22 protein-coding genes are annotated in these 26258 nt (G+C 41.0%); 11 read left to right on the forward strand and 11 right to left on the reverse strand.

Going from position 1 to position 26258, the window contains the following annotated elements; translation table 11 throughout:
* The 4 genes from JMX95_RS05100 to JMX95_RS05115 all read left to right on the forward strand — a co-directional run.
* The coding region (locus tag JMX95_RS05100) for a DegT/DnrJ/EryC1/StrS family aminotransferase (RefSeq protein WP_201560180.1) at positions 1-458 on the forward strand (458 nt) is incomplete at its 5' end.
* Positions 459-559: 101 nt separating this feature from the next.
* Complete coding sequence (locus tag JMX95_RS05105) at positions 560-1510, forward strand: glycosyltransferase family 2 protein (protein ID WP_201560181.1); 951 nt, start codon at positions 560-562, stop codon at positions 1508-1510.
* Between the two features lie 8 nt (positions 1511-1518).
* On the forward strand, positions 1519-2394 hold the full coding sequence (locus tag JMX95_RS05110) for a glycosyltransferase family 2 protein (RefSeq protein WP_201560182.1): 876 nt from the start codon (positions 1519-1521) through the stop codon (positions 2392-2394).
* A gap of 42 nt (positions 2395-2436) precedes the next feature.
* The gene (locus JMX95_RS05115; protein WP_201560183.1) at positions 2437-3522 is read left to right on the forward strand and encodes a glycosyltransferase family 4 protein; all 1086 of its coding nucleotides are present in this window, start codon (positions 2437-2439) and stop codon (positions 3520-3522) included.
* A gap of 5 nt (positions 3523-3527) precedes the next feature.
* On the opposite strand, the gene JMX95_RS05120 is transcribed toward JMX95_RS05115, so the two are convergent.
* The 6 genes from JMX95_RS05120 to aspS form a co-directional block, all read right to left on the reverse strand.
* On the reverse strand, positions 3528-4169 hold the full coding sequence (locus JMX95_RS05120; protein WP_201560184.1) for a YrbL family protein: 642 nt from the start codon (positions 4167-4169) through the stop codon (positions 3528-3530).
* Positions 4170-4382: 213 nt separating this feature from the next.
* On the reverse strand, positions 4383-5156 hold the full coding sequence (locus JMX95_RS05125) for a glycosyltransferase family 25 protein (RefSeq protein ID WP_201560185.1): 774 nt from the start codon (positions 5154-5156) through the stop codon (positions 4383-4385).
* A gap of 10 nt (positions 5157-5166) precedes the next feature.
* The gene (locus JMX95_RS05130; RefSeq protein ID WP_201560186.1) at positions 5167-5931 is read right to left on the reverse strand and encodes a glycosyltransferase family 25 protein; all 765 of its coding nucleotides are present in this window, start codon (positions 5929-5931) and stop codon (positions 5167-5169) included.
* Between the two features lie 85 nt (positions 5932-6016).
* Positions 6017-6733: a glycosyltransferase gene (locus JMX95_RS05135; protein WP_413786822.1), complete on the reverse strand. Its 717-nt coding sequence runs from the start codon at positions 6731-6733 to the stop codon at positions 6017-6019.
* Positions 6734-7113: 380 nt separating this feature from the next.
* Entirely contained in the window at positions 7114-8073 is a 960-nt protein-coding gene (locus tag JMX95_RS05140) for a lysophospholipid acyltransferase family protein (protein ID WP_201560188.1), read from the reverse strand.
* A 67-nt stretch (positions 8074-8140) separates the two neighbouring features.
* Positions 8141-9967 carry an aspartate--tRNA ligase gene (aspS, locus tag JMX95_RS05145; protein ID WP_045455030.1) on the reverse strand — a complete coding sequence of 609 codons (1827 nt, stop codon included), beginning with the start codon at positions 9965-9967 and terminating at the stop codon, positions 8141-8143.
* 368 nt (positions 9968-10335) lie between these two features.
* Between aspS and sohB the strand changes: the two genes are divergently transcribed.
* The 5 genes from sohB to JMX95_RS05170 all read left to right on the forward strand — a co-directional run bounded on the left by sohB (position 10336) and on the right by JMX95_RS05170 (position 16160).
* Positions 10336-11316: a protease SohB gene (gene sohB / locus JMX95_RS05150; RefSeq protein ID WP_055124124.1), complete on the forward strand. Its 981-nt coding sequence runs from the start codon at positions 10336-10338 to the stop codon at positions 11314-11316.
* A gap of 245 nt (positions 11317-11561) precedes the next feature.
* Positions 11562-12812, forward strand: coding sequence for an acyl-CoA dehydrogenase family protein (locus JMX95_RS05155; protein WP_045455026.1), 1251 nt, complete (start codon positions 11562-11564; stop codon positions 12810-12812).
* Positions 12813-12952: 140 nt separating this feature from the next.
* Positions 12953-14236 carry a phosphotransferase family protein gene (locus JMX95_RS05160; RefSeq protein ID WP_201560189.1) on the forward strand — a complete coding sequence of 428 codons (1284 nt, stop codon included), beginning with the start codon at positions 12953-12955 and terminating at the stop codon, positions 14234-14236.
* A gap of 68 nt (positions 14237-14304) precedes the next feature.
* Positions 14305-15063, forward strand: coding sequence for a histidine phosphatase family protein (locus tag JMX95_RS05165; protein ID WP_045454940.1), 759 nt, complete (start codon positions 14305-14307; stop codon positions 15061-15063).
* Between the two features lie 227 nt (positions 15064-15290).
* On the forward strand, positions 15291-16160 hold the full coding sequence (locus tag JMX95_RS05170) for an SDR family oxidoreductase (protein ID WP_227675975.1): 870 nt from the start codon (positions 15291-15293) through the stop codon (positions 16158-16160).
* Positions 16161-16291: 131 nt separating this feature from the next.
* On the opposite strand, the gene JMX95_RS05175 is transcribed toward JMX95_RS05170, so the two are convergent.
* From JMX95_RS05175 to JMX95_RS05195, 5 genes are all read right to left on the reverse strand, one after another.
* Positions 16292-17992 (reverse strand): AMP-binding protein, encoded by a 1701-nt coding sequence (locus JMX95_RS05175; protein ID WP_201560190.1) that lies wholly within the window; start codon positions 17990-17992, stop codon positions 16292-16294.
* Between the two features lie 636 nt (positions 17993-18628).
* Positions 18629-20326 (reverse strand): AMP-binding protein, encoded by a 1698-nt coding sequence (locus JMX95_RS05180; RefSeq protein ID WP_045454936.1) that lies wholly within the window; start codon positions 20324-20326, stop codon positions 18629-18631.
* Positions 20327-21042: 716 nt separating this feature from the next.
* Positions 21043-21837, reverse strand: a complete 795-nt coding sequence (locus JMX95_RS05185) for an ABC transporter permease (protein ID WP_045454933.1) — start codon at positions 21835-21837, stop codon at positions 21043-21045.
* A 100-nt stretch (positions 21838-21937) separates the two neighbouring features.
* A complete protein-coding gene (locus JMX95_RS05190; protein WP_201560191.1) occupies positions 21938-22816 on the reverse strand; it encodes an ATP-binding cassette domain-containing protein in 879 nt (292 codons plus the stop codon).
* Between the two features lie 72 nt (positions 22817-22888).
* Entirely contained in the window at positions 22889-23479 is a 591-nt protein-coding gene (locus JMX95_RS05195; protein WP_201501346.1) for an acyl-CoA thioesterase, read from the reverse strand.
* Positions 23480-23700: 221 nt separating this feature from the next.
* Between JMX95_RS05195 and xthA the strand changes: the two genes are divergently transcribed.
* Both xthA and argJ read left to right on the forward strand, forming a co-directional pair.
* Positions 23701-24525, forward strand: coding sequence for an exodeoxyribonuclease III (xthA, locus tag JMX95_RS05200; RefSeq protein WP_201560192.1), 825 nt, complete (start codon positions 23701-23703; stop codon positions 24523-24525).
* 127 nt (positions 24526-24652) lie between these two features.
* On the forward strand, positions 24653-25876 hold the full coding sequence (argJ, locus tag JMX95_RS05205) for a bifunctional glutamate N-acetyltransferase/amino-acid acetyltransferase ArgJ (RefSeq protein ID WP_201560193.1): 1224 nt from the start codon (positions 24653-24655) through the stop codon (positions 25874-25876).
* Positions 25877-26258 lie beyond the last annotated feature (382 nt).

Consider the following 26258-nt stretch of genomic DNA (forward strand, 5'->3'; position numbering starts at 1 on the left):
GGTTTGTTTGTACCAACTTAATCTGCTCTTTCTCATATGACTATCCTAGATTATTTTACTTATCTAGGACAGCCCCTAAATTAAAGTATCTTGATAAAGAAATTGCGCATCGCCGACAAGTCGCGAACGCTTATCTTGAAGGCATTAAAAATAAAGCAATCATCTTACCTACTCAGGAAAATGATAGCGCCCACGTTTGGCATGTTTTTGTGATTCGCTGTAAACATAGAGATGCGCTACAAACATACTTAGCTGAAAATGGGATTCAGGCACTGATACATTATCCTATTCCGCCACATCAGCAACCTGCTTATAAAGAGTGGAATAAGCTTAGCTATCTCATTTCTGAAAAAATGCATGATGAAGTGTTAAGTTTACCAATAGGGCCTACCATGACTATGGAAGACGTCACTACAATTATTCAGAGATGTAATGATTTTTGGATGTATTCTGAATAATTTGATTACGACAACGGGAGTTAAACCAGTTATCTAATACGGCCGTCTTTTATGATGCAAATTGTTTTAATTTTATTATGGATTAGCAATAAAGGAATTGAATGAGTCTTATAAGTATAATTGTACCAATGCATAATGAGCAAGAAAATATAAAAAGCTGCATTGAAACTCTCAAGAATCAAAAAAATCAAAATTTTGATGTTGTTTTCGTTGATGATGGATCGACTGACCACACTTTAAGAGTCATTAAAGATCATTTGGCATTGGGGGTTAGCTTTAACTATAAAGTTTTTGAGCAAGAAAATAAAGGTGCAGCCCAAGCCAGAAGATTAGGCATAGAAAATGCTTCTACTGAGTTTATACTGTTTCTAGATTGTGATGATAGTCTCTCAGAAAATATGATAAGTGAAGTTTATAAAACTTATCATAGTAATCTAGATGTAGACATAGTTATACCGGAGATGTTAATTGAAAATAAAAATAAATTTTGGAATAAGCTCTGTTTTTATACATTAGATAATGAGCTGGATCCTATTGAATGTATAGTAAATTCTTTAAATGGATGGCATGTACATGGTTGCTTTGCTATTAGAAAGGAAGTTATTAAGAAAAGCTATAAAGATTACGAAAAGTATAATATTAATAACGATAATTACATAAATAATGATGAAGTAATAACAAGGTTAAATTTTTTCAACTCAGAAAAAATAATAAGAATTTCATCAGTGTATTATTATCACTACAATTTTCTTTCTACTACTCAGAAAGTGAATGATAATCATTATTTGATGTTAAGAAATGCATTTATTTTAAATGATATTTTCTTAGACCAGCCGAAAATATATGCGAGTACTAAAGATAATATAGTATATGTCCTATGGAGTACTTATAGCTATATGCGTAAACATAAGACAGAGCTTAGAAATAAGGCAGATTGGAAAAAAGCTATAATTGAAGGTATGAGTAAAATTAATTATTCTGGACTGTTCAGTACAATAAAGTTCACGAGAAAAATAAGATTAATTTTTTTTAGAATAACAAATTTATTATGAGTCTTGATATGTCAAAACCTTTAGTTTCCGTAGTGATACCTTGCTATAACCATGAAGATTTTGTCCAAGCTTCTATCCAAAGTGTCATAAATCAAACATACGAAAATATAGAACTTATTATCATAGATGATGGCTCAAAAGATGGATCGTTTGCAAAAATTGAAGAGATGACAAAGTTATGTGAGCAACGCTTTGTTAATTTTGAGTTTAGATCTAGACCAAATAAAGGTTTGAGCGCTACTTTGAATGAAGCCATCGAGTGGTGTCAGGGAGAGTATTATTCTGGTATCGCTTCAGATGATGTCATACTGAGTCATAAGCTTAAGGTGCAGGTCGAGTTTCTAAATAGTCACCATAATGTTTTAGCGGTGTTTGGCGGTGTTCAGCATATTGATGAAAATGATAAAATAATAGCAACCAGCTTAAGTAAATCAAGATATTATGATTTCAAAAGAATAATAATGCACAAGTTTGACCTGCCTGCAGTGACACAGCTGATTAGACTCCAAGCATTAAAAGAAACTGGTGGCTATGATTCCAGCATCGTTTTAGAAGATTGGTACATGTGGCTAAAATTAACAAAGCATGGCAGGATTTATTATATGAGTGAAATATTTGCTTTATATAGACAACATGATAATAATTTTTCAAAAGATTCAGAAAAAATGAAACAGGGTAGACTGGATGTATTAATTTTTTTTAAGGATTCAAAATATTATAATAAAGCGCTGGCCAATATAAAGTGGTTTAATACTAAAAAACAGTATGAAGAAAGCAGTAATAAAATAAAATATTCACTAAAGCTATTTTCTATCAAGCCATTTAAAACTGCGAATTATTTTTTCAAGAAATTTGTAAAGATAATAAAACTGTCTTTAAAGTAAATAAATTTTTATATCTATTTAGATGTACTTAAGGAGAAACCATTGAGAGTTTTACATTTTGTCACGGGCGGTTTCTCTGGAGCTACAAAAGTAGCTGTTGACTTGATCGCGGCACACAATCAATTACCTTCAATTGAGAGTTTATTGGTATTACGTCGCAAAAGTACAACAGTAGCGGAAAAGCTAAAAGGATTGGATGACAAAAATATCGAGTATCAAGTAATCACAGGTGCGACCCATATAACGACAATACTGGAGCTAAAAAATCTATGTGAACAATGGCGGCCAGATATTTTAGTTGCTCATGGATTTCCTGAGCATTTGTTAGGGCGTCGAGCAGGATTACTGGCTAAAGTTCCTCATTTAATCCAAGTTGAGCATAACTCTAGAGAGCGTTATACTCCTTGGAAGCTTTACCAAACACGCAAACTAAGTAAATATACCGATAGAGTGGTCGCGGTTTCACAAGGGGTTGCAAAAACCTTGTCTAATCAAGGCCTACAGTCACCTATCCAAGTAATCTCAAATGGCATCGATACCACGCGATTTGGAGGAGATAATCTATCGCCTATAAGTGCTAGACCACAAGACTTGATTATGGTTGGTAGATACGCAAAGAGTAAGGATCATGTTACCTTAATTGAGGCAATGCATAAGCTCAAAAAACAAGGAGTCATCCCACATTTAACGCTGGTAGGCACTGGGCGTGAGCGTTATAAGAAAGAAGTTATGCAACTGGTGCAACAATACGCCTTAGAAGACCAAATTAAATTTATAGACTATAGTAACGAAGTTGATAAATTACTGCTAAATCATAAAATATTTGTGATGTCTAGTAGGTTCGAAGGACTAAATCTCGCTGTAATAGAGGCAATGGCGAGCGGCTGCTTAATTATTGGAAGTGAGGCAGTAGGGGTAGAAGAGCTAATAAATCACGAAAAAGACGGATTTCTTTTTCCTATTGGAGATGCTAGCAAATTGGCTGCTACGATATCATCGGTATTATCTAATCCTGCGGAGTATCAGCAATTAGCATCAGCTGCACGACAAAAGGCTTTACACTCATATAGTAAAGACCATATTACTCAAGGCTATCATGAATTATTTGGAGAGTTACTCAAAAAATAAGCTATCTATTTGATAGTTATTTTATTTTGGTAATCATTAATCTGGTTTTTAATATGCTTTTCAATTTTTCTAACGTTACGACTATTAATGCTTTTACTCATGGCTCTAAAAGGTATAAGTAGCTTTTCGCCAATACCATCGACCAGTACGAATTCAGGAAAGCCTCTTCTTTGTTCGGTATACATAATTCCTGCGATATTAACTTCACCAAATACAACATGCTGCTCTACGCATTCATTGAATAGGGCATCTAAAGCAATAGCATGCTTATCCTCAAAACTATGGTTTGTTGCAATCTCATATAGTGAGGTTGCCGTACCATTCGGATCTAGAACTCTTTCAGTTACCAAACCTAAACCTTGGTCAGTAGGCACAAAACCGTAGACCGTTTCGATAGGAAAGGTAAAGTTAAAATTAGCATAGTTATTTTTACATAGCTGTAAATATTGTAATAACTCTCTGCGAAACTGTCTGTAAATACCTTGTGATCGATGTGCTCGCAAGTGATGCTGACCTGCTCTACCACCAGTCGCTGTTGCATGCTCTGTCTTCATTATTTTAATGACTTTCTCTAAGTCATCGGGATACTCATAAACCTTTTTTTGCGTACCTTCTCCCAGTAATCTGAGGTTTTTCACTAAAAACATTTTTGTTACCTGCTAGGTTTATAAAAAACCTGTAAATAAGACCTGTAAAATATTCGCTAGATAAAATGACATTGCGCTTATTTAGTCGTTAATAATAATTTTCTGAGTCTGATTTTATTTGGATGATTAACATACAGTATAGTTAGTCCTAAATAAAAAGAGTACAATTATTCCAGTAACACTGTATTTACTTTATAGTAGATTGACTATAGATTATTTAAAAGGAATATTTTCAGCAGACAGCGCTTTTTTCATCTGTAAAGCAAGCCTACTAACTTCTCTTTTTAGTTTATAAGTGAAAGGTTTCTTTATTTTATTTACTTTGTTGCTGCGATCTGTCATTAATGAGCCTGGCAATAACAATGCTGAGTTAGCACCGCACAATATAATTTCTTGTATGCATAGAGCAGGCGTCATTTGGTAAATAGGTTCTAAACCTTCACTCAGAAAAGTATCAAACATCAGCTCATCTATTGGTATTAACTTGTTTTTAGTAAAATAATCAAAGTAAAGCTTAGCACCATGTAATGATAAAATATAGCCACCTGAACCTAAATGAGTACCCTTTAATTGAGCAAGGTATCTTTTTTCAGCGATAACCTCATATCTATCGGAAGACAAAAGTATTTTATCATTGACCGTCTCAGTTTTTATAATATGCCATGTAGGCTGAATCCAATCTGTCGTATTTAATAAATATTCAGCATCTTCGCCCAAATAGACATCATCTTCAAAGATAGCCAGATAGGGTATGCTTTCGTCAATCATTTTTTGCCAAATTGAGACATGACTCATCATACATGCCAGCTCACCACCACTAAGATTGCTACTTTCAAAGTTTGTACAGAGTTTTTTAGCATAAGCTTCAGCCACACTTGGCGTAAGCGCATCAAAAAATTCAAAGTTGATATTATGTTTGTTAAACTCAGTTTTGATGTGTTCTCTTCTGTCTATAGCAGCAGTTAAGCTGATAACAGTATTTTTCATAATATAAGTACTATTTATGTGAATATAAGTTTTTAATGGCAAGTATTTTGTTGTGCAATATTCTTTGCTTCTTTTTTAGGCTATAAGACCAGTCTCTATTCTCTAACTCTTTACGTTGTATATTTTTTGCTTTTGCTTCACTCCAAATATCACTGTCCATATCTGAGGGAGTTACCAATGCTGGCCAAACCCCCAAACCTTTAGCGCTTTGGCTGAGCCAGTTTTGAAAAAACACATCAACTGGCATGGTAATCATTTTGCCTTTTTCTATAAATTCTTCTGCCCCTTTTCTGGACCATATCAAGCCCAAGCCTAAAATAGGAAAATAATAAGCATGCCACAAAGTATGGTTATTGATTTGGGTAATATCTTTCGTTATCTTTTTTTTATTAGCGGCAATATTGATTAAATGCCACTCTAAATTTTTATTGGCGTACAAAAAATCTAACAACTGCGTGGTAACGCTCTTAAAATTATCAGACAACTGCATATCATCTTCTAAAACGATTAGGTAGTCTGCATCGCTCTCTAAAAATGCCGACACACAATGATAGTGGCTAAGATAGCAACCGATCTCGGAGTTTAAAAGGCTACGACCGAGAGTCTGCCTTGCTTGCTGGTCGTCATAATTTTCAAAGCTAGACAGTGATTTGCCACGTCCATCAAAAGCAGGAAACCTCTCAAAACTCCAATCGATACTATCGAGTTGCTTTTTAGCATTCTCTAAGCGCTCATGGCTACCATCAAGGTTGATTAGGTAGGTTTGTACTTTCATTGTTTTCCTCAAGTATTGATATGCTGTGATACGTTTATTCTTTACAGTTCTGTATTTTAAACCGTTCAGTATAAATTCGTCACTACTACTGCCAATAATCTTTTAGCCAAGGACTTGGTTTAACATGACGATACCATTTACCGCCGCTACCATTGATGGCATCTGGCGGATTAATCTCACCATGAAAGATGACAATCTTTGCGCCATCCGGCAGAGTAGGCGCACGCACAAAGTTAAAGGGAATAGGGGCGATGCATTGGTACTTGAAGCTGACACACCACGTTTTATCCCAATACTCTAAATGATGATGCTCACGTAAATAGTTAGATAGATAAGCCTGCTCATGGCGCACTTGGGTACGAATGGTGGCAAAGTTACGCTCAAAGTTTGCGAGCAAATCAGGATAGGTGTTCATGCCAATATTGAAACGATAAACAGAGCTATTACCAATCATTCGCCACGGTTTTTTCCAATCACGGATAATCACCACGCTGTCTTTGTGCTGAGCTTGATAGGTAAAAAAGGCATCTATGTTGTCAACAATAACAATGTCGATATCTAAAAATAAAGCCACACCTTTAAGGCCATATAGTTCAGGTTTGAAAGTCGTGAGTTTTTTCCAACCACGCTCAGGACCGGCAGGCAAATCCATCTCTGGAATAGGATGGCAAGTCACAGCAGGGTCGATACCGCTACTATCATCAGTGAGGCAGATCATTTGGAAGTCTAAGGTCAAATGGCGACTGACCATATTATAAAGACGGTTGACGTACTCAGCGCCGTATTTGTCACCCCATTTCATACAGATAACATAACGCTGCTCAGCAGTGCTGCTGCGTGCGTGCGTGTGGTCTGTCGATGAGGTATTGGTTACGTCAGTTGCCATAATGCACTCATATTAATATAAATAAAAAATATTTAGGGCGTGTTCTCATTTTTTACATGGTGATAAAAATGAGATAAATTGTCGCCAAATGAAAAAATAGCGCAGACAATATCGAGCTATTGACTGAATATTTGACGCTATTTGGCAAAATTTAGTCATCTCTAATCCATTTATAAGACGATCGATTGAACTGAGGACACGCCCTAGTAACGTCTAAGGGTACAAAAGTCAGCCAATATTATCACAGCTATGATTCACGAGCTCTCTAAACGTTTGGCTAATTGTAAGGTCATTGTTCATGGCTCATTGCCAGCGCGCGTGGTTGTGTCATGAACGTTTTGATCAGCCCGCTTGTTGTCACGAATGAATTTGGCCAAAGTTTCTTCATCAACGTTGTAAGGATTTCCTAATGCGGGAATATGTTTGAAACGTCGATAGCCCCACATATAGTGACTGCATTTTTCTTCAATCATCTGTTGCATGGCTTGGTTAAGTGCATAAGCGGCGGTCTCAGCATGACGATCATAAAGTGCTGGATCATCAAGCTTATAACAATAGATGTCAAATCCACGACCATCGTCACGGCGAATACAAGATAAGCCGACCAAGGCACATCTGGTTTTACTAGCAAGTTTAGAAGCAAGCGTACTGGTTAGCGTTTTAATACCAAAAAAGGGCACAACCACGCCGCCCGAAGGGTCGGGAACATGATCGGGTAAGACGATACTAAAGCCACCTTGTTTGAGGGTTTTAAATATGGCTTTCACACCGCTACCATCGGTTGGTACTAGGGTCGCATTAAGCCTTGAACGCCCTTGTAACACAAAGTTGTTGGTAATGTCACCTTTGACAGGTTTGTACATAATGGTTGGGGAACCAAATTGATTGAGCCAAGCGTTCATCATCTCCCACGTACCAAGATGCGGCACGATAGCGAGCATGCCGTTGGCACTCGCAAGTCCTTCTAATAAAATGTCTTTATTATGAACGTCGCGAATCTGAGCGATACTCCACTCAGGTGGCATGGCCCAGCTTTTAATCGATTCAATACTGGTCAAACACTGGTGATAAATAATCTCTTTGGTTAACACTTGTTTTTGCACATTAGTCAGCTTAGGCGCAATTAACGCCAAATTGATACTGACTGTACGCATGATACTCAAATTGGGTATCTTGATAATCACCCACGCAACAAAACGTGCCAGTATCTGCAAGACAGACAATGGCACGATTTTAAAAATGTGATACGGATTCATAACCATTCACACGGTGATGAATCACGTAATAAGTACTGAAAAAAATATCCGGACATCGTTAGACCATTTATTGCGCAGGTTTGTTGGTGTCAGCCTGTGCTTTTTCGCGCACACGGATACCAAGATCACGTAGCTGCTTGCTATCAACTTCAGCAGGTGCTTGAGTTAGTGGGCACTCAGCAGTTTTGGTTTTCGGGAAAGCGATAACATCACGGATAGAGTCTGCGCCTACCATGAGCATAATTAAGCGATCTAAACCAAAGGCCAAGCCACCATGCGGCGGCGCACCGAATTTTAAGGCGTCAAGTAAGAAGCCAAACTTATCTTCAGCTTCTTGCTCGCCGATACCTAACGCTTCAAGTACGGCTTGCTGCATATCATAGGTATTGATACGTAAGCTACCACCGCCAACTTCTGTACCATTTAGTACCATATCATAAGCGATAGAAAGGGCAGATTCTGGGTTGTTTTTCAATTCATCAACAGAACCTTTAGGTTTAGTAAACGGGTGATGCATTGACGTCCAACGACCATCATCCGTTTGCTCAAACATTGGGAAATCAGTGACCCAAAGTGGCGCCCACTGACAAGTAGTCATCTCAAGGTCTAGACCAATTTTTTGACGTAGTGCGCCGATTGCGTCATTGACGACACTGGCTTTATCCGCACCAAAGAATATAATATCGTTGCTTTCTGCACCAGTACGCTCAATCAAGCTGACCAATACGTCATCGGTCATATTTTTGATGATAGGAGACTGAAGACCAGATTCTTGGTCAACGCCGTTGTTGATATTGCTCGCATCGTTAACTTTGATATACGCCAAACCACGTGCACCATAGATGCTAACGAATTTGGTATAAGCATCGATTTGCTTACGGCTTAATGACGCGCCACCAGGAATTCGTAGGGCAGCAACGCGACCTTTAGGATCGTTAGCAGGACCGGCAAATACTTTAAAATCAACGTCTTTCATTAAATCAGCAACGTCGATGAGTTTTAATGGAATACGTAAGTCAGGCTTGTCTGAGGCATAGTCACGCATCGCTTCTGCGTAAGTCATGCGTGGGAATTGCTCAAAATCAACATCCATCATGGTTTTGAATAAATGCTTAATCAAACCTTCGTTGATGTTCATGATTTCTTCTTCGTTTAAGAAAGAAGTCTCAATATCCACTTGGGTAAATTCAGGCTGACGGTCAGCACGTAAGTCTTCGTCACGGAAACATTTAGCGATTTGATAATAACGATCAAAACCTGACACCATCAATAACTGTTTAAATAGTTGTGGTGATTGTGGTAAGGCGAAAAAGTTACCCGGGCGTGTGCGTGATGGCACAAGATAATCACGCGCGCCTTCTGGTGTCGCACGAGTCAAGATAGGGGTCTCAACGTCTAAGAAACCATGGTCATCTAAGTAACGACGAATGGCTGACGTGGCTTTAGCACGGAAAACCATACGCTCTTGCATTTGCGGACGACGCATATCAAGATAGCGGTATTTTAAACGCAAGTCTTCTGATACTGTGGTTTTCTCATCATTTAATGGGAAAGGCGGTGTTTCAGATTTCGCCAATACTTCAATTTCTTTGCCCAACAGCTCAATCTGACCACTGGTCATATTATTGTTTTCAGTACCCGCGTAGCGTTGACGTACGCGACCAGTGATTTTTAGCACATATTCAGGACGTACCGCATCAGCCATTGCAAAGGCTTCTGGTGTATCAGGGTCAACGACGACCTGCAAGATACCAGCGCGGTCACGCATGTCTAAAAAAATCACCCCACCGTGATCGCGACGACGATGCACCCAGCCTACGATACTGATGGTTTGATCGATGAAGCTTTCGGTTACGGCTCCGCAATATTCGTCTCGATATTCGCTATGCGTCATAGTGCTTTGCGTCATAATATAATTATCCAGTTATCAGCCCAATTCGAAATACAATAATGCAGCCATTGCTGTACGATTCAAGCTATCCGCTAAAAACGCACAAATAACGCGATTAAGACAAATGGTCATCACGTTGGCTACAGAAAATTTGGTGTAAACGCATATTATGCCTAATCTGCCCTTGTTATACAACCAGTGGCGTCCAATCAAAGCGTAGGAAAGTATCAGTAATGGGCGTATTTATTCAGTAACATTTGCATCGGGTTAAATATTGTCATATTGCTTGAAAATATCAGCCACTGTGCACATATCAGGCTCACTTATAAAATCTTATTAAAATTATTCTAATCATGTAAGGAATGCTACTCATGCTTTTTCACCCTGCTAAGAACCCTATTGAGCTACAAGTTGTTCATCTAAATAAAAGCCAAGAACAACGCCGTGAAGACTTAATGGAGGCAACTCAAGGTAAAGCCGCGCTTAAGCAATTCAAAAAAGTAATGGCTAAAAAAGCCAAGCAAGCATTGAAGGCAAAAAGCAAAAATAAGAAAAAAAACAGTGATAATAAATCACAAGTTTTCGTTCTCGACTTTGACGGTGATATCAAAGCCACGGCAGTCAAGCATTTACGCGAAGAAATCAGCACATTAATCAGCAGCGCAAATAAAGGTGATGAAGTCGTGGTACGTCTTGAATCAGGTGGCGGCTTGGTTCATGGTTATGGTTTGGCAGCAGCGCAATTGGCACGTCTAAAAGAGGCTGGTTTAAAACTAACAGTCTGTGTCGATAAAGTCGCGGCCAGTGGTGGTTATATGATGGCGTGTGTGGCGGATAACGTAGTGGCTGCGCCCTTTGCCATTATTGGCTCAATCGGTGTGGTATCACAGTTGCCAAACTTTCATAAATGGCTAAAAAATCATGACGTCGATTATGAGATGTTTACCGCTGGTGACTATAAACGTACTGTCACTATGTTTGGTGAAAATGACGCTGACGACCGTGCCAAGTACCAAGAAGAGCTTGAGCAAACGCATGAGTTATTCAAACATTTCGTGAACACCTATCGTCCAGCATTGGATGTCGCAAAAGTAGCAACAGGCGAGCATTGGTATGGCGAAGATGCGCTGAAACTCAAATTAATTGATAGCCTACAAACCTCAGACAGCTATATTTTAGAGCGTATGGAAGACAATGAAGTCTATGCGCTGCATTCCCGTCAAAAGCCAACGCTCGCAGAGAAGCTAGGATTGTCACAAGCTGCCGAAGCAACGGTAAATATGGCGATTGACAAGCTGCCAGATGCATTGGCACGTTTTGATTTTAATAGCCGTTTAAATATCCTAAAGTAATTTTCAGTTTTCCACTCTAAATAGATGCATTGTTTGTATTTTGTAAAAGGCGTGTCCTAGCGGGTCGCGCCTTTTTGCTGTTTATTCATAAATGCTGTGTTATAAATGTGGCATACAGAACAGAGTATACGCACGTACACTATAAAGTTAGCATTGAGCTTTTTATAAAAGTCTTATGTAAACGTGATGAAAATCATTAACCATCAGCAAGGAAAAGGATGCCAGCTATGTCTGAAAATACATTGATGTTTACCGCCACCGAACATGGTCAAACCATGCACGCCAAAGTCAAAGCATTTATCGAAACCTATATTGAGCCAATAGAAGCACAGTTTTGGGCGGATTGTCATGCGCAAAACCCAGACGGCAATTGGAAAAATTGGCAGTGGCCAGAGAAGTATGAGAGTTTGCGTAAACAAGCACGCGAAGCCGGTCTATGGAATTTATTTTTGCCAGATGACACGCTAGGGGCAGGGTTGTCGGTGACCGATTATGCACCGATTGCCGAGCTCACTGGTCGCAGTTTATTAGCGCCTTATGTGTTTAACTGTAATGCCCCTGATAGCGGCAATATGGAGCTTTTATGGCGCTATGGTTCTGAAGAGCAGCAAGACAAATGGCTAACGCCAATCTTAGAAGGTAGAACGCGTTCGGTATTTTGTATGACTGAGCCTGATGTCGCCTCCAGTGATGCGACCAATATGCAAGCGACAGCTGTGGTTGATGGCGATGAGATTATTATCAATGGTAGCAAATGGTGGTCATCGGGTCTTGGTGACCCTGCGGTCGATATTTTGATAGTCATGGCGTACACGCCTGATGAGAATAAAGACCGTCATCATCAGCATTCGATGGTATTGGTGCCAGCAAAAACCGCAGGCGTTAACATCGAGCGTATGTTAAAGGTATTTGGTGATTATGATGCGCCGCACGGTCATGGCGAAGTCCGCTTTAATAATGTGCGTGTGCCAGTCGATAACTTTATCGGTGGACCTGGTATGGGCTTTGAGATTGCGCAAGGTCGCCTAGGACCAGGTCGTATTCACCATTGCATGCGCTGTATTGGTGCTGCCGAAAAGTCTCTTGAGCTCGCGGTTAAGCGCGGTATGCAGCGTACCGCGTTTGGTAAGCCTCTGCTACAATTAGGCGGTAACTTTGAGCGTATTGCTGACGCCCGTATCAAAATTGACCAAGCGCGTTTATTGACACTATACGCGGCGCAAAAAATGGACGCGAAGGGGACCAAAGCGGCATTGACTGAAATCTCTGCCATTAAAGTCGTTGCACCGACTGTCTTGCAAGAAGTGGTTGATATGGCGATTCAAATTCACGGTGGCATGGGTGTTTGTCAAGATACGATGTTGCCTGCTTTTTTTGCCCAAGCTCGCGCGCTACGTTTAGCCGATGGCCCTGATGAAGTGCATAAAACCATGATTGCCAAATTAGAATTAAAACGTCAAGGATTTAGCCGCCCATCTAAACCTGCTAAATCTTAAAAAGTCGGCTACATTGTCATTTAAATTATATGACCAAAAATTCACTATCGATGATTTGATAGTGAATTTTTAACTCTTAAGCTTTTATAAACAACAAATAACTGGTAAAAAATAAACGACCACACGATAAGGAATGTCTTATGGCAACTGAACATCATGCCAACCATACTGATGCTGACAATCAAACCGTTAATAAAGTTTTAGATAAAGGCGGCGAAGTGCGCGAGGGCGAAGAGCTTGACGCGCAAGCGGTCAGCGACTGGCTACGCGAGCAAGGCGTTGACGTAGAGGGCGATCCAACCGTTACCCAATTCTCAGGTGGCGCTTCAAACTGGACTTACCGGCTACAATATGAAGGCGAAGGTGACGGCCAAGATTTGATTTTACGCCGTCCGCCAAAAGGCACCAAAGCCAAATCGGCACATGATATGGTGCGCGAATATACCGTGCAAAAAGCTTTAAAAGATGCTTATCCCTATGTACCAAAAATGGTCGCGCTGTGTACTGACGAAGACGTTATTGGCGCAGATTTTTATGTCATGGAGCGAATGGAAGGTATTATTCCGCGGGCTAACTTGCCAAAAGGCGTTGATTTAAACGAAGTGCAAACACGCGAGTTATGTACCAATGTCATCGATGCTTTGATTGAGCTGCATCAAGTCGATTATAAAAACCATCCTGATTTGGTCAATTTAGGTCGCGGCGAAGGGTACTGTGAGCGCCAAGTGGCAGGTTGGGACAAGCGTTATGTCAAAGCCAAAACGCCTAACGTCCCAAGTTTTGCCTTAGTACGTCAATGGCTCGGTAAGCATACGCCTGCTGACAGTAAGACTTGCCTCATTCATAACGATTGGCGCTTTGATAATGTGATTTTGGATGCAGCAGATCCGACCAAGGTGATCGGCGTACTCGACTGGGAAATGGCGACCTTGGGCGATCCTTTGATGGATTTGGGCAGCGCATTGGCGTATTGGATTGAAGAAGATGACAATATCATTATGCAGCAGTCACGCCGTCAGCCCACCCATTTAAAAGGCATGATGACTCGCAATGAGGTGGTTGCTTATTATCTTGAGCAGACAGGTCTAGAGATAGACAACTGGACGTTTTATGAAGTGTTTGGGTTATTCCGTCTAGCGGGTATTGTTCAGCAAATTTATTATCGCTACTATCATAAACAAACGACCAATCCAGCCTTTAAAAATTTCTGGATTATTGTGCACGTATTACATGCCAAATGTCTTAAACTGATTGCTCAATATGAAGGTGAGATTTTGTTTACTAACCGAGTACAGCCGCATTTGCAAGATATGGGTGTTGATGCTGCGATGATTGAGCAGTTGCCAAGTCCTATACAGGCTGTTATTAAAAGTATCTTACCAAAGAGCTATTTTGGACAAAGCGCACCTAAAGCTGAAGAGTAAGCAAATTAAAAATTAAAAATCTAGGGCTTTTAAAAATTATAAGAGTGCGATTAATAAGGCAATATTTTATGACAACCATACTTTTGGCCCGTCATGGTCAAGCGTCATTCGGACAAGAAAATTATGATCAGCTTTCAGAGCTAGGCAGTATTCAAGCGCAGATGCTAGGTCAGCATTACGCGACGACTCAGCGTCGAATCGATGCGATTTTTACTGGTAGTTTGGTTAGGCAGCAAGACTCTGCACATCATTTTTGGCAGCGTTATCAGTCATTTGTTGATACCGATAGCAATATCTCTAGTAAGCCTGCGATCGATATAAGTGCGCCGGATAGCTATGTACTGCCACAATTTGATGAATTTAATCATAAAGACGTGTTTATAAATTCTAATCCTGCTTTCATGAGTAAAGGTGCTATTGCGGCTGAAATTGCGCAAGCAGAAGTGCCATCTACGCGTTTAGCGGAGTTGTTTGATGCTGCGATGCAGCGCTGGCATGCAGGTGGGAATGACGGTGATTATATTGAGAGCTGGTCACAATTTAATGAGCGGGCAAAACAAGCGCTTGAGCAAGTGCGTTTGCAAGTGGCCAATCTGAATTTAGAGCGTGATAGTACGGTGCTGGTGTTTACTTCGGGCGGCATTATTTCGGCTATTACCGCGCAGTTATTACAACAAGGCAGTCAGACTGCGTATCAAATTAATAAAAGCTTAGTTAATACGGGCGTGACGTCTATTACTTTAAAAGCGCAGAGTACACGGCTATTGTCTTTAAATGAATACAGTCACTTATTTGCTGATGGCAAACGCTTCGTGACGTGGCGATAACATAGCATGTGATAGCCGGTGAGATATCAAGGTCATAATTAAGCCGTGATTAACATCAGGATAAAATGGCTGCTCTAAACACGTAGCCGATTTTTATGTTATTAGAATCAGTTATGATAACTGTTGAGTACTTTTTGTGTATTTTTATAACAGACAAGCCGCACTTATCAATTTGCGATATTATAGACTGTCAGCTTCATATAATATGGATGTAAACAGGACGTTCTATGCAAAATAAATTGATCAATTTAGTCACCAAAAGCGCTAAACAAAGTAAAAATCAGCTATTTAGCGCGATTCAGCCTGCGCGCTATCTAAAAGGTTTAAATAAGCAGCAGATTGGTCGTGGTAAAACAGTATTAATCACGGGTGCCAGCTCAGGACTGGGCGAAGGCATGGCAAGATTGTTTGCCAAGCTTGGCTATAATTTAGCGATTTGCGCGCGTCGTACCGACCGTCTAGGAAGTCTACAAGCAGAGTTGATGGCAGCGTATCCTGATATTCGTGTTGAATATCGAGCATTAGATGTCAGCGACTATGATGCCATATTCGATGTATTTGATGCGTTCGCAACTGACTTTGGTCATATCGATCGTGTGGTGGTCAATGCGGGCGTCGGGGATAGTCGCCGTATTGGTAAAGGGCGCTTCGATACCAACCGACGCACCGTTGAGATTAACTTTGTCTCTGCGCTCGCGCAATGTGAAGCGGCGATGAATATTTTCCGCGCACAAAACAGCGGTCATCTGGTGGTGATATCAAGCATGTCAGCAATGCGTGGACTGCCTAAGCATTTGACCGCTTATGGTGCAAGTAAGGCGGGTTTGGCTCATCTGGCAGAAGGCATTCGTGCTGATATGTTATTAACCAAATTGCCCATTAAAGTCTCGACCATTTATCCAGGTTATATCCGTACTGAAATTAATGAAAATGCCAAACCTTTACCGTTTGAAGTAGATGCAGAAACAGGCACCAAAGCGATCGTTGCTGCGATTGAGGCAGAAGTAGACGAAGCTTGCGTGCCAAGTCTGCCATGGTCGATTGTCGGTCAAGCGATGAAGCATTTGCCATTACAAGTGGTCAATAGAGTCAGCTGATAGCGGTTGTGTTGTTATTAATGTCAAAATTAGTCAAGAAAAATTAACGCAACAAAAAGCCCGCTACATTGTATATAGTGGGCTTTTATTTTTTGAAACTTATAAGTCTTAACTACTGAGAGTCTTAACGACTACAAGGTTTGCGGATTATCTGACATATGTTTTTCACGCAATTTTTGACGTAGTATCTTGCCGACATTACTCTTAGGTAGCTCGGTGACAAACTCGATATGACGCGGGCATTTATAGCCGGTCAAGTTATCGATAGCGAACTCTTTAATATCACTTTTAGTGACGTTATTATCGGCCGGGACGATATATATTTTTACCGTCTCACCTTGATGTTCATCAGGAATACCGATGACTGCACACTCAATAATGCCTTTACAATCAAGCATAACCGACTCGATTTCATTTGGGAAGACGTTAAAGCCTGAGACCAAAATCATATCTTTTTTGCGATCTAATAATCTAAAGTAACCTTTTTCATCCATACTGACGATATCACCCGTACGGAAATAACCCTCTTTAGTAAAGTCGCTACTACTGTCTTTATTAAAGTAGCCCGACATGACATTTGGACCTTTGATGCACAGCTCGCCTGCCTGATTAACGCCTACTTCTTTGCCATCTTCATCGATAACAATAATATCAACGCTTGGACCAGGCGTGCCAATCGTACTATTAAATTTACGATCAATGACGATATTGTTGGTGCCGACTGCTACACATTCAGTCATACCCCAACCTTCAACCATCGGACAGCCTGTCACTTCTAACCAACGCGCCGCTGTTTGTTCGGTTGCTGCCATACCACCTGCCTGCGAGAGACGAAGTGAGCTGAAATCTAGGTCTTTAAAGTTTGGCTGATCAAGCAAGCCTTTAAACAAAGTATTAACCGCTGGGAAAATATGGAACGGCTGTTTGGATAAAGTTTTGATAAATCCAGGCATATCACGCGGATTTGGTACCAAAATAAAAGTGTAACCTGAGCGCATGCCAAGCAGGCTAAGCATGTAAGCAAAAATATGATACAGCGGCAGTGCCATGACCATATTGATATAAACCTCATTAATTTCTGAGGTAACAGGGCGAAACCATGCTTCTGACTGCATGGCCGCAGCAACGACATTACGCTGAGTTAATACCGCGCCTTTAGACAATCCTGTGGTACCACCGGTATACTGCAAAATCGCTTTATGTTGCAAAGCCGTTTTTGGTGCTTGAAACGGTAGGTTTTTACCTTTTTTCAGCACATCTGGAAACTTGGTAACGTTGTATTTAGGATCGTCAAGATTATATTTCGGCACTAAGCGTTTGACCTGACGGATTACCGTATTGACCAAAATACCTTTTAATCCCATCATATCGCCCATTTTCGATAGGACAATACGTTTGATATCCGTCTCTTCGATTACCTGCTCGAGTGCTTGAGCAAAGTTATCAACCACAAAAATAACTTGAGCACCCGAGTCGTTCAACTGATGGCGCAGCTCACGACCGGTATACAGTGGGTTAACTGGGGTACACACATAACCTGCCCGCAAAATACCAATCATCGTTGGCAGATATTGCGGCACGTTTGGCATCATGAGTGCGACCACACTGCCTTTAGGAATGCCTTGCGCTTGTAACCATGCGGCAACGGCCAGTGAGGCTTTATCCACATCACCATAAGTATGAGTGACACCCATACAAATAGTCATAGGATGCATACGAAAACGATTGAAACATTCCTCATACAGCTCTATGAGGCTCTCATATTGATCAGGATTAATGGTCTTGGGTACGTTTTCTGGATATTGCGCCAGCCAAGGCTTATCTACTGTCATACTTAGCGTCCTTAAATGTTGTGATACGTTAAGGTTCTATAAAAGAGTAGTCACATCCTTGTCAACAATATAAATCATCGCCTTAAGAGCAATGGATTGTCGCGTGCTATCCTATCGATTCACAGACTGCTAAAATACGGTGACCTCTATATAAATTATTTAACTACAAGCTCATTTCACTATAAAAAGCAGTGGTCTAAATACAGTAAACAGCTGGTTACTATTATCCTTACTAAGAAAAGCACCACTTGCTCATAAACTGATCTGAATTGAACGACTATCGACTCACACTAATAAAAAATAGCGTGACTTATTTTGGCAACACATTAACATAACTACAATTGATATTGTTATTTTTATACAAGAACTTGATAGTTTATAATTAAGTTTGATAAAGCAAAAAATATATGTTGTAACCATATAGAGGATAAGCGGTTAGCAACAAGGTGCGAACGGCATTTTACTTGGAAATTTATGAATCATGATAAGAATCATCTAGTTTGTAGAAAAAGTTGTTATGTAAAAGCATTAACATTATAGTTACAAAGTAATGATTTTCTGTATAAGAGTGATAGATTCACATAAAAAAAGCGCTCTACATATGATGTAAAACGCTTTTGATAATGATTTTTTTATTTACAATTGTGGGTTGTCCGACATATGCTTTTCACGCAGTTTTTGACGTAGTACTTTACCCACATTACTCTTTGGCAACTCACTGACAAATTCGATATGACGCGGGCATTTATAGCCAGTCATATTGTCCAATGCAAATTCTTTAATGACTTCCTTGGTGACATTGTTATCGGCAGGGACGATATAAATTTTGACTGCTTCACCTTGATGCTCATCGGGAATACCGATCACCGCACAATCAATAATACCATCACAATCTAGCATCACTGATTCAACCTCATTTGGGAAGACATTGAAGCCTGAAACCAAAATCATGTCTTTTTTACGGTCTAATAATCTAAAGTATCCTTTTTCATCCATGCTGACGATATCGCCAGTGCGAAAGTAGCCATCTGCCGTAAAGTCATCACTACTGTCTCTGTTAAGATAACCTGAGGTTACGTTAGGACCTTTTACACACATCTCACCAGCTTCGTTGACACCAACGCGATTGCCTTCATCATCGATGACAATGACATCGACACTAGGAACAGGGACGCCAATCGTACCGTTAAACTTGCGATCAGTGATGACGTTAGCGGTACCTACAGCGACACCTTCTGTCATACCCCAACCTTCAATCATGGCGCAACCAGTGACTTCCAACCAGCGAGCAGCTGTCTGCTCAGTTGCTGCCATACCACCTGCTTGTGAGATGCGTAATGAGCTAAAGTCTAACTCTTTAAAGTTGGGATGATCAAGTAAGCCTTTAAATAAGGTATTAACCGCTGGCAATATATGGAACGGCTGTTTTGACAGCGTTTTAATAAATCCTGGTATATCACGTGGATTAGGTATCAAGATAAAGGTGTAGCCTGAGCGCATGCCGAGTAGACTGAGCATAAAGGCAAAAATATGATAGAGCGGTAACGCCATGACCATATTGATATAGACCTCATTAATCTCTGACGTAATCGGTTTGGTCCATGCTTCTGATTGCATCGCCGCGGCGACGATATTACGCTGCGTTAAGATAGCCCCTTTAGATAGTCCTGTTGTGCCACCTGTATACTGTAAAAATGCTTTTTGATCTAACTGCATTTTTGGTTTGTGGAACGGCAGGCTTTTGCCTTTCTTCAGCACATCAGGGAACTTGGTCACTTCGTGCTTAGGGTCATTCAGTTTGTACTTAGGTACTAAGCGTTTGACCTGACGGATGATGGTATTCACCAAGATACCTTTTAACCCCATCATGTCGCCCATTTTTGAGAGGACAATCCGCTTAATATGGGTTTCATCAATGACTTGTTCAAGCGCTTGGGCAAAGTTATCGACCACAAAAATAACCTGAGCACCCGAGTCGTTCAACTGATGGCGCAGCTCACGACCAGTATACAGTGGGTTAACAGGGGTACAAACGTAGCCTGCCCGCAAAATACCAATCATCGTTGGCAGGTATTGCGGAACGTTTGGCATCATGAGTGCAACCACACTGCCTTGAGGCAGACCTTGCGCCTGCAACCATGCGGCAACGGCAATCGAAGCTTTATCAACATCATCGTAGGTATGCGTCACGCCCATACAGATACTCATAGGGTGCAGACGAAAGCGCTCAAAGCATTCTTCGTACAGCTCCATGATGCTGCTATATCTATCGGGGTTGATGGTCTTTGGTACACCATTAGGATAATGGGCAAGCCAAGGTTTATTCGGCGTCATAGTCAGCGTCCTTGAAGTTTGAAATAGGGTAAATTCTGTAGTAAAGCAGCCATATCCGTGTCAATAAACACATCAGCGCTGACGTAAACCGTTTGCCGCTGAGAGTGATAATATCCTTATCTATTGACTGGCTGCTAGGTTTTGTTGCCATCGTCCAAAAGGACTTAACTATTATTAGGCAGATAATTAAGTCAATTGAACGGACAGATAGCTTAATCATAAAAGCATTTTTACTCTTAAATAAGCTCTACCTGTTATCTATCTAACACTAAGGTATCAGAAAATAATTATACATTTAAGCAATACAGTAGCATGAATGCCATCAAATACTATACTAGTATGGAATACTGAGCAGTGCATAAATAAAGCTGAGAAATACGATTCATATATAATTTAACATGAATAGGTAGCGTCCCTGTTTGCCACTGGATGAGTATAAATTTTGATAAAAATCAAGGCGTCAATTAAAAAATCATCGCAGCCAAAATTAATATATCAACCAAAGATGTGTTAGGGCCTGTCCTCAATTCAATCGATTACTTTCTAAATGGCCTAAAAATGGCTAAATTTTGCCAAACATCGTCAAATAGCTTATTAATATCTCGATATTATTTGCGCTACTTTCCTTGTTTGACGACAATTTATCTCATTTTTATCTCCCTTTTTAAATGAGGACAAGCCCTAGAAGTTCATTTGAGATTTAGTCATGCTGAATGCTATAAAGGCAATATCAGCTGCTTGTTTTTATTAAAAAAGCGTCGATAAATGAGTAACGCGCTGATTGTACAACCGAGCGTACTGCTCACACATATCAAAAACATAGTGACTATCTGATAGCGAATCGCTTGAGTGGGGTCAGCGCCAGCCAATATTTGACCAGTCATCATCCCTGGTAAGCTAACAATACCGACAACTAGCATAGAGTTCAGCGTCGGAGTCATGCCATTGACAATGGCAGCGCGTATTGGTTCATGTACCGCTTCAAATGGGCGAGCAGATAGGCTGAGCATCATCTCTATACGTCCTTGCTGCTCATGAAAGGATTCAATCAACTGGTTGCTGGTCAATGAGATAGCGGTGAGCGAGTTGCCCAATATCAGCCCCAAGATAGGAATGACGAATTGCGGTGTGTACCAAGGCTGTACCTTTAAAATAATCATGATGGCTATCGCAGTGACTAATATAGCCGAAACGCTTACTGCTAGCAGAGTGTCAGTTAACAAACCTTTATAGCTACGTTTAACGCGATTTTTGGCAGCAGCACCTGCAATCAAGGTCATGATGGTCAAAATTAACAGGACTTCATACCACTGTTCACGGGCAAAAATCCATGCCAATATCAAACCGATAAAACTAAGCTGGAGCACCGTGCGGATAGCCGCGGTTAAAAGCGTTTTGGTCAGCTGTAAGCGCAGCCGCCAAGAGATAATAAGAACGATGATGATTAAGCTGCTGGCAAGGGCAATATCACCGTAAGTTAAAAATATTTGTATGTCATCTGTACCGCTCATCGTGGCTCACTATATAAAATGACGAATATAAGATAGACCCTAATACGACTTTGTTAAGAAAGATCATTTTAAAGAGTGACATGACAGGCTTAGCTCAGCGTTAGAATATCTCAGTTAATACCCCTGCTTGCATCTGCCAATGCCGATCGGCCAATGGCATGATGTCTTGCGTATCGTGAGTTACCCATAGTAATGTACGCCGCCTATCTGCCTGTAACCAGTTTGTGAGTAGATGTACGAGCTGGGCTGAAGTGTCACTGTCTAGGGCAGCGGTAGGCTCATCTAGTAACAACACCCGTGGGTTCAATTGTAAGAGGCGTAACGTGTTGACCAGTTGCCGCTCGCCGCCCGATAGATGATAGACTTCTTGCTGCAAAAAGTCAGCGCTGCGTTGCAATTGCTCAAGCTGTGCGATATGCCAGTCGATATCAAAGTCAAGGTGCTGATGCGCTTGTAGCTGATAAGGCATTTGCAAGTTCTCAAGTACACTGCCTTCTAATAATTGTGGGTGCTGGGCGAGTAGGGCAACGTGCGTGCGCCACTGTATCGGTGCAGTATCATGGATACTACAATAAGCACTACTGGTTGATTGGTCATCACGGCGCAAACGCACATTGCCGCCGCTCATTGGCAATAGTCCAGCCAATACCCGTAATAATACCGATTTACCACTACCAGAACCGCCTGTCAACACGGTTACTTGACCTGCTAACAGCCTGCCTGTGGCGCCATCGATTAATAATCGTTGATGAGCAGGTATGATTGGCTGAGAGACAGTGTTTGGTCTTAGTTTGCTGATCCATCTTTGATAAATGGTAGATAGCGCAGATGTTGTGGCTTCTATGGCTTCCATATTTTTGTTATTAATACTTTTATCGCCAACCTTGTTATCATTATAGGCAGGTATGCTGGCTGTACGTTTACTATGTACCTGAATATTCTCGAATATCAGTATCGGTTTATTATTATGAAGATGCATAAGTCATTATCGCCAATTATTCAGCCACTAAATATCCAATCATTAAGTATCTAACTACTAATTATCCAGCCACTAAGCATTCAGCTGCTCGTGGATCGCTTGCTCAATGGCATCGCGTAAATGCTTTGGAACACGAATAGGGCGCATGGGCGTGGCACTAGCAACCGCAGTATCTGCCTTACTATTGGATAGCGGTTTGGTTTTGACTTGGTTTTGCACACAAGCAATGACGATTTTGCCACTACTTAATAAGCTGCTAGCATTAGCATTGCTATTAGCATAATCAGAAGAAAGGCTGTCTGGGCTGTGACGATAAATGCTCTGGTAAAAGATAATGCTGGCAGGTTTTAACTCGACTTTATCGATGCGCACACTGATGACTTCATCTAACAAAATAGCTCTTTTGTATTGCAAGTCTGCTTGACTGACGACAAAATGCTGAATTTCTCCATCGTCAGTCTGCAAAAAATACCCATTCAAATTCAGTTCCCCAAACCAATCACGGCGGCAGTTTTCAAAAAACACCAAATGATTGGCATGGTAGACTATACCGCCGGCATCAGTATGGTTAATATAGACGTTATAATTTTTGGTAAACAATGGCGTATATTCGCCGTCTACACTTGCCACTGTGTTTGTATTTTTGCTGTTATTTTTTATCATAAAGATGCTCGGTCATTGTTTTAATAAATATTGTTCGATGTTCATGATTCGATGGCCAAAATTTGATAGCAGCCATATTAACCACAACTACTCTAGCTTAAGATATCAGGGCGCGCAACAGTTAGGTCGGTCGACGTCTGTTATGATAGCGGATTGTGCACTTTCATAGCCCATTTCTTTATATTAGCACCGTATTTTCATCAATTAGTATAGGATAATTTATGACCCGTTTTGTCAGTTTTAATATCAATGGTATTCGCGCACGTCAACATCAGCTTGAGGCTGTGCGAGAAGTGATCGATCCTGATGTGATGGGTCTACAGGAAACAAAAGTACATGATGAGCAATTCCCCCTAGAGAATATAGAGAGTCTGGGCTATCACGTAGAGTACTTTGGTCAAAAAGCCCATTATGGTGTGGCGCTACTATCCAAGGTTGCACCTATATTTGTGCAAAAAGGTTTCCCTGGCGAAGATGTCGAGGCACAGAAGCGTTTTATTCATGCACGATATGAATTTGATGGTCGTGAGATTGATGTGCTCAATGGCTATTTTCCACAAGGAGAGAGCCAAGACCATCCGACCAAATTCCCGATGAAGCGCGCTTATTATGCTGATTTGATGGCGTATATCGATACCCTAAGAGCAGAAGGTCGCTCGCTCATAATCATGGGTGATATGAATATTGCCCCAGAAGATACTGATATTGGCATTGGCGACGTCAATGCTAAGCGCTGGTTGAAGAATAGAAAGACCTCATTTTTACCAGAAGAACGTGAGTGGTATGCGGCGCTGATGTCACGCGAGCTGACAGATACCTATCGCTTACATTATCCAGAGAGCACAGAGCTATATAGCTGGTTTGATTATCGCAGTCGTGGGTTCAATGATGAGCCGAAACGTGGCTTGCGTATCGATCATATTTTGTGCAGCTCGGATCTTGTTGAAGCCTGTGTTGATGCTGGGATTAGTTATGAGCTACGGGCGATGGAAAAACCGTCTGATCATGCGCCAATTTGGTCGGCATTTGATTTAAAAAAACGGTAATATTTATATAGGTCGCGTTTGATACTTCACCAGCAGTAGCGTCATTGTTGAAGGCTCAACGCACCTCAGTGTTTATCGCATCATCCGTTATAAATAATGATAAAAATTTTACAATAAGGATTAAACCATGGCAGTCGGAAATGTTGCAGTACCTGATATTATTTATCCTATCGAAGGAATCAAGCTAAGCGCCACTGCCGCAGGCGTACGCTATAAAGACCGAGATGATTTAGTAGTGATTGAGATCGCTGATACCGCGACCACTGCGGTTGTGACCACCAAAAACACCTTTTGTGCAGCACCTGTACGGGTGTTGCGTGAGCATTTTGCCAAGGCCAGTCCGCGTTATTTGGTCACTAACACAGGTAATGCTAATGCTGGGACGGGTGCTGATGGCAAACGTCGCGCCGTTGATATTTGTGCAGCCCTAGCGAGTAAGGCTGGCGTGGATAGTAATGCAATATTGCCATTCTCGACGGGTGTCATTGGTGAGCCATTAAATAGCGATGCGATCATCGCAGGCTTAGATAATGCACTTGCCAATTTGGGGGCTGATAATTGGCTTGCCGCGGCGAATGGTATTCGCACCACAGATACGATTCCGAAGCTCGCTAGCCAAAAAATCGACGTGGCGGGTGTTAGCTATCATGTGACAGGTATGTCGAAAGGCTCAGGTATGATACGCCCTAATATGGCAACTATGCTGGGTTATGTGGCGACCGATGCTAATATCGCTGCTGACCTATTACAGGAGATGCTAAGTGCCATCAACGAACAATCTTTTAACCGCATCACTGTTGATGGCGACACTTCAACCAATGATTGCTGTGTGTTGATCGCCACAGGTGCTGCCAGCTCAGATATCATTGACAGCCAAGAGCATCCGCATTATCAGGCTATATTTGCGGCTTTGACCGAGGTGTTTGTCCGTCTGGCGCAATTAATCGTACGTGATGGCGAGGGTGCTACCAAGTTTATGACCGTCAACGTCACTGGTGGCAAGACAACCCAAGAGTGCTGCGATGTGGCATATGCGGTCGCGCATTCACCGTTGGTCAAAACTGCGTTCTTCGCTAGCGATGCCAACTGGGGTCGTATCTTAGCAGCAGTGGGTTATGCGGGTATCGAAGACTTGGATACGGAACAAGTGGATGTCTATCTAGATGAAGTCATGATTTGCCAGAATGGTGGCGTCGCGCCTAGCTATACAGAAGAAGCGGGCAAAGCAGTCATGAGTCGCTCCGAGATTACCATTCATATTGACCTTGCTCGCGGCGATGCTAGCGATACGGTTTATACTTGTGATTTGTCCTATGACTACGTCAAAATTAATGCCGATTACCGTAGCTAAGGGTTATCACTGTCAGCTAAGTAAAATACTGTTTAACGAATAACTGAGCCAGAGTGACTATCACTCTGGCTTTTTGATGTGTAAATTTTTCTCAGTATCAATTTACTCTACTATTCAATACGCGCGATTAACAACAGTTGCAAAAGCTGACGTTACTTTACAAAGCAGTTATAGAGCAGAAGACGAGTTGCGCTCTATACTGACCTCAGTAAACAAACAATAGACGACATTATTGAGACTTAATAGGTTTATTCGGTAAAGCTAAATCAGGTGAATACTCTTGCTTGGCTCAATATCGACAGTAGTATTACACCCATCGCAAAAATTGACTGATATTTTTAAAATATATTTACCAGCATGATGTGTCCAAAACAATAATCTC

Origin of the sequence: Psychrobacter sp. NC44 (assembly GCF_904846655.1) — a bacterium.
In the GTDB taxonomy this organism is placed as follows: Bacteria; Pseudomonadota; Gammaproteobacteria; order Pseudomonadales; family Moraxellaceae; genus Psychrobacter.

Excerpts from the sequence above, each read along its gene's own strand:
- sohB (WP_055124124.1), top strand. The coding sequence starts at position 10,336 with ATGCTTTTTCACCCTGCTAAGAACCCTATTGAGCTACAAGTTGTTCAT.
- JMX95_RS05140 (WP_201560188.1), bottom strand. The coding sequence starts at position 8,073 with ATGAATCCGTATCACATTTTTAAAATCGTGCCATTGTCTGTCTTGCAG.
- JMX95_RS05180 (WP_045454936.1), bottom strand. The coding sequence starts at position 20,326 with ATGACGCCGAATAAACCTTGGCTTGCCCATTATCCTAATGGTGTACCA.
- JMX95_RS05135 (WP_413786822.1), bottom strand. The coding sequence starts at position 6,733 with ATGAAATGGGGTGACAAATACGGCGCTGAGTACGTCAACCGTCTTTAT.
- JMX95_RS05130 (WP_201560186.1), bottom strand. The coding sequence starts at position 5,931 with ATGAAAGTACAAACCTACCTAATCAACCTTGATGGTAGCCATGAGCGC.
- JMX95_RS05165 (WP_045454940.1), top strand. The coding sequence starts at position 14,305 with ATGACAACCATACTTTTGGCCCGTCATGGTCAAGCGTCATTCGGACAA.
- JMX95_RS05155 (WP_045455026.1), top strand. The coding sequence starts at position 11,562 with ATGTTTACCGCCACCGAACATGGTCAAACCATGCACGCCAAAGTCAAA.
- JMX95_RS05160 (WP_201560189.1), top strand. The coding sequence starts at position 12,953 with ATGGCAACTGAACATCATGCCAACCATACTGATGCTGACAATCAAACC.
- JMX95_RS05125 (WP_201560185.1), bottom strand. The coding sequence starts at position 5,156 with ATGAAAAATACTGTTATCAGCTTAACTGCTGCTATAGACAGAAGAGAA.
- aspS (WP_045455030.1), bottom strand. The coding sequence starts at position 9,967 with ATGACGCATAGCGAATATCGAGACGAATATTGCGGAGCCGTAACCGAA.
- argJ (WP_201560193.1), top strand. The coding sequence starts at position 24,653 with ATGGCAGTCGGAAATGTTGCAGTACCTGATATTATTTATCCTATCGAA.
- JMX95_RS05110 (WP_201560182.1), top strand. The coding sequence starts at position 1,519 with ATGTCAAAACCTTTAGTTTCCGTAGTGATACCTTGCTATAACCATGAA.
- JMX95_RS05195 (WP_201501346.1), bottom strand. The coding sequence starts at position 23,479 with ATGATAAAAAATAACAGCAAAAATACAAACACAGTGGCAAGTGTAGAC.
- JMX95_RS05170 (WP_227675975.1), top strand. The coding sequence starts at position 15,291 with ATGCAAAATAAATTGATCAATTTAGTCACCAAAAGCGCTAAACAAAGT.
- JMX95_RS05120 (WP_201560184.1), bottom strand. The coding sequence starts at position 4,169 with ATGTTTTTAGTGAAAAACCTCAGATTACTGGGAGAAGGTACGCAAAAA.
- JMX95_RS05185 (WP_045454933.1), bottom strand. The coding sequence starts at position 21,837 with ATGAGCGGTACAGATGACATACAAATATTTTTAACTTACGGTGATATT.
- JMX95_RS05175 (WP_201560190.1), bottom strand. The coding sequence starts at position 17,992 with ATGACAGTAGATAAGCCTTGGCTGGCGCAATATCCAGAAAACGTACCC.
- JMX95_RS05105 (WP_201560181.1), top strand. The coding sequence starts at position 560 with ATGAGTCTTATAAGTATAATTGTACCAATGCATAATGAGCAAGAAAAT.
- xthA (WP_201560192.1), top strand. The coding sequence starts at position 23,701 with ATGACCCGTTTTGTCAGTTTTAATATCAATGGTATTCGCGCACGTCAA.
- JMX95_RS05190 (WP_201560191.1), bottom strand. The coding sequence starts at position 22,816 with ATGCATCTTCATAATAATAAACCGATACTGATATTCGAGAATATTCAG.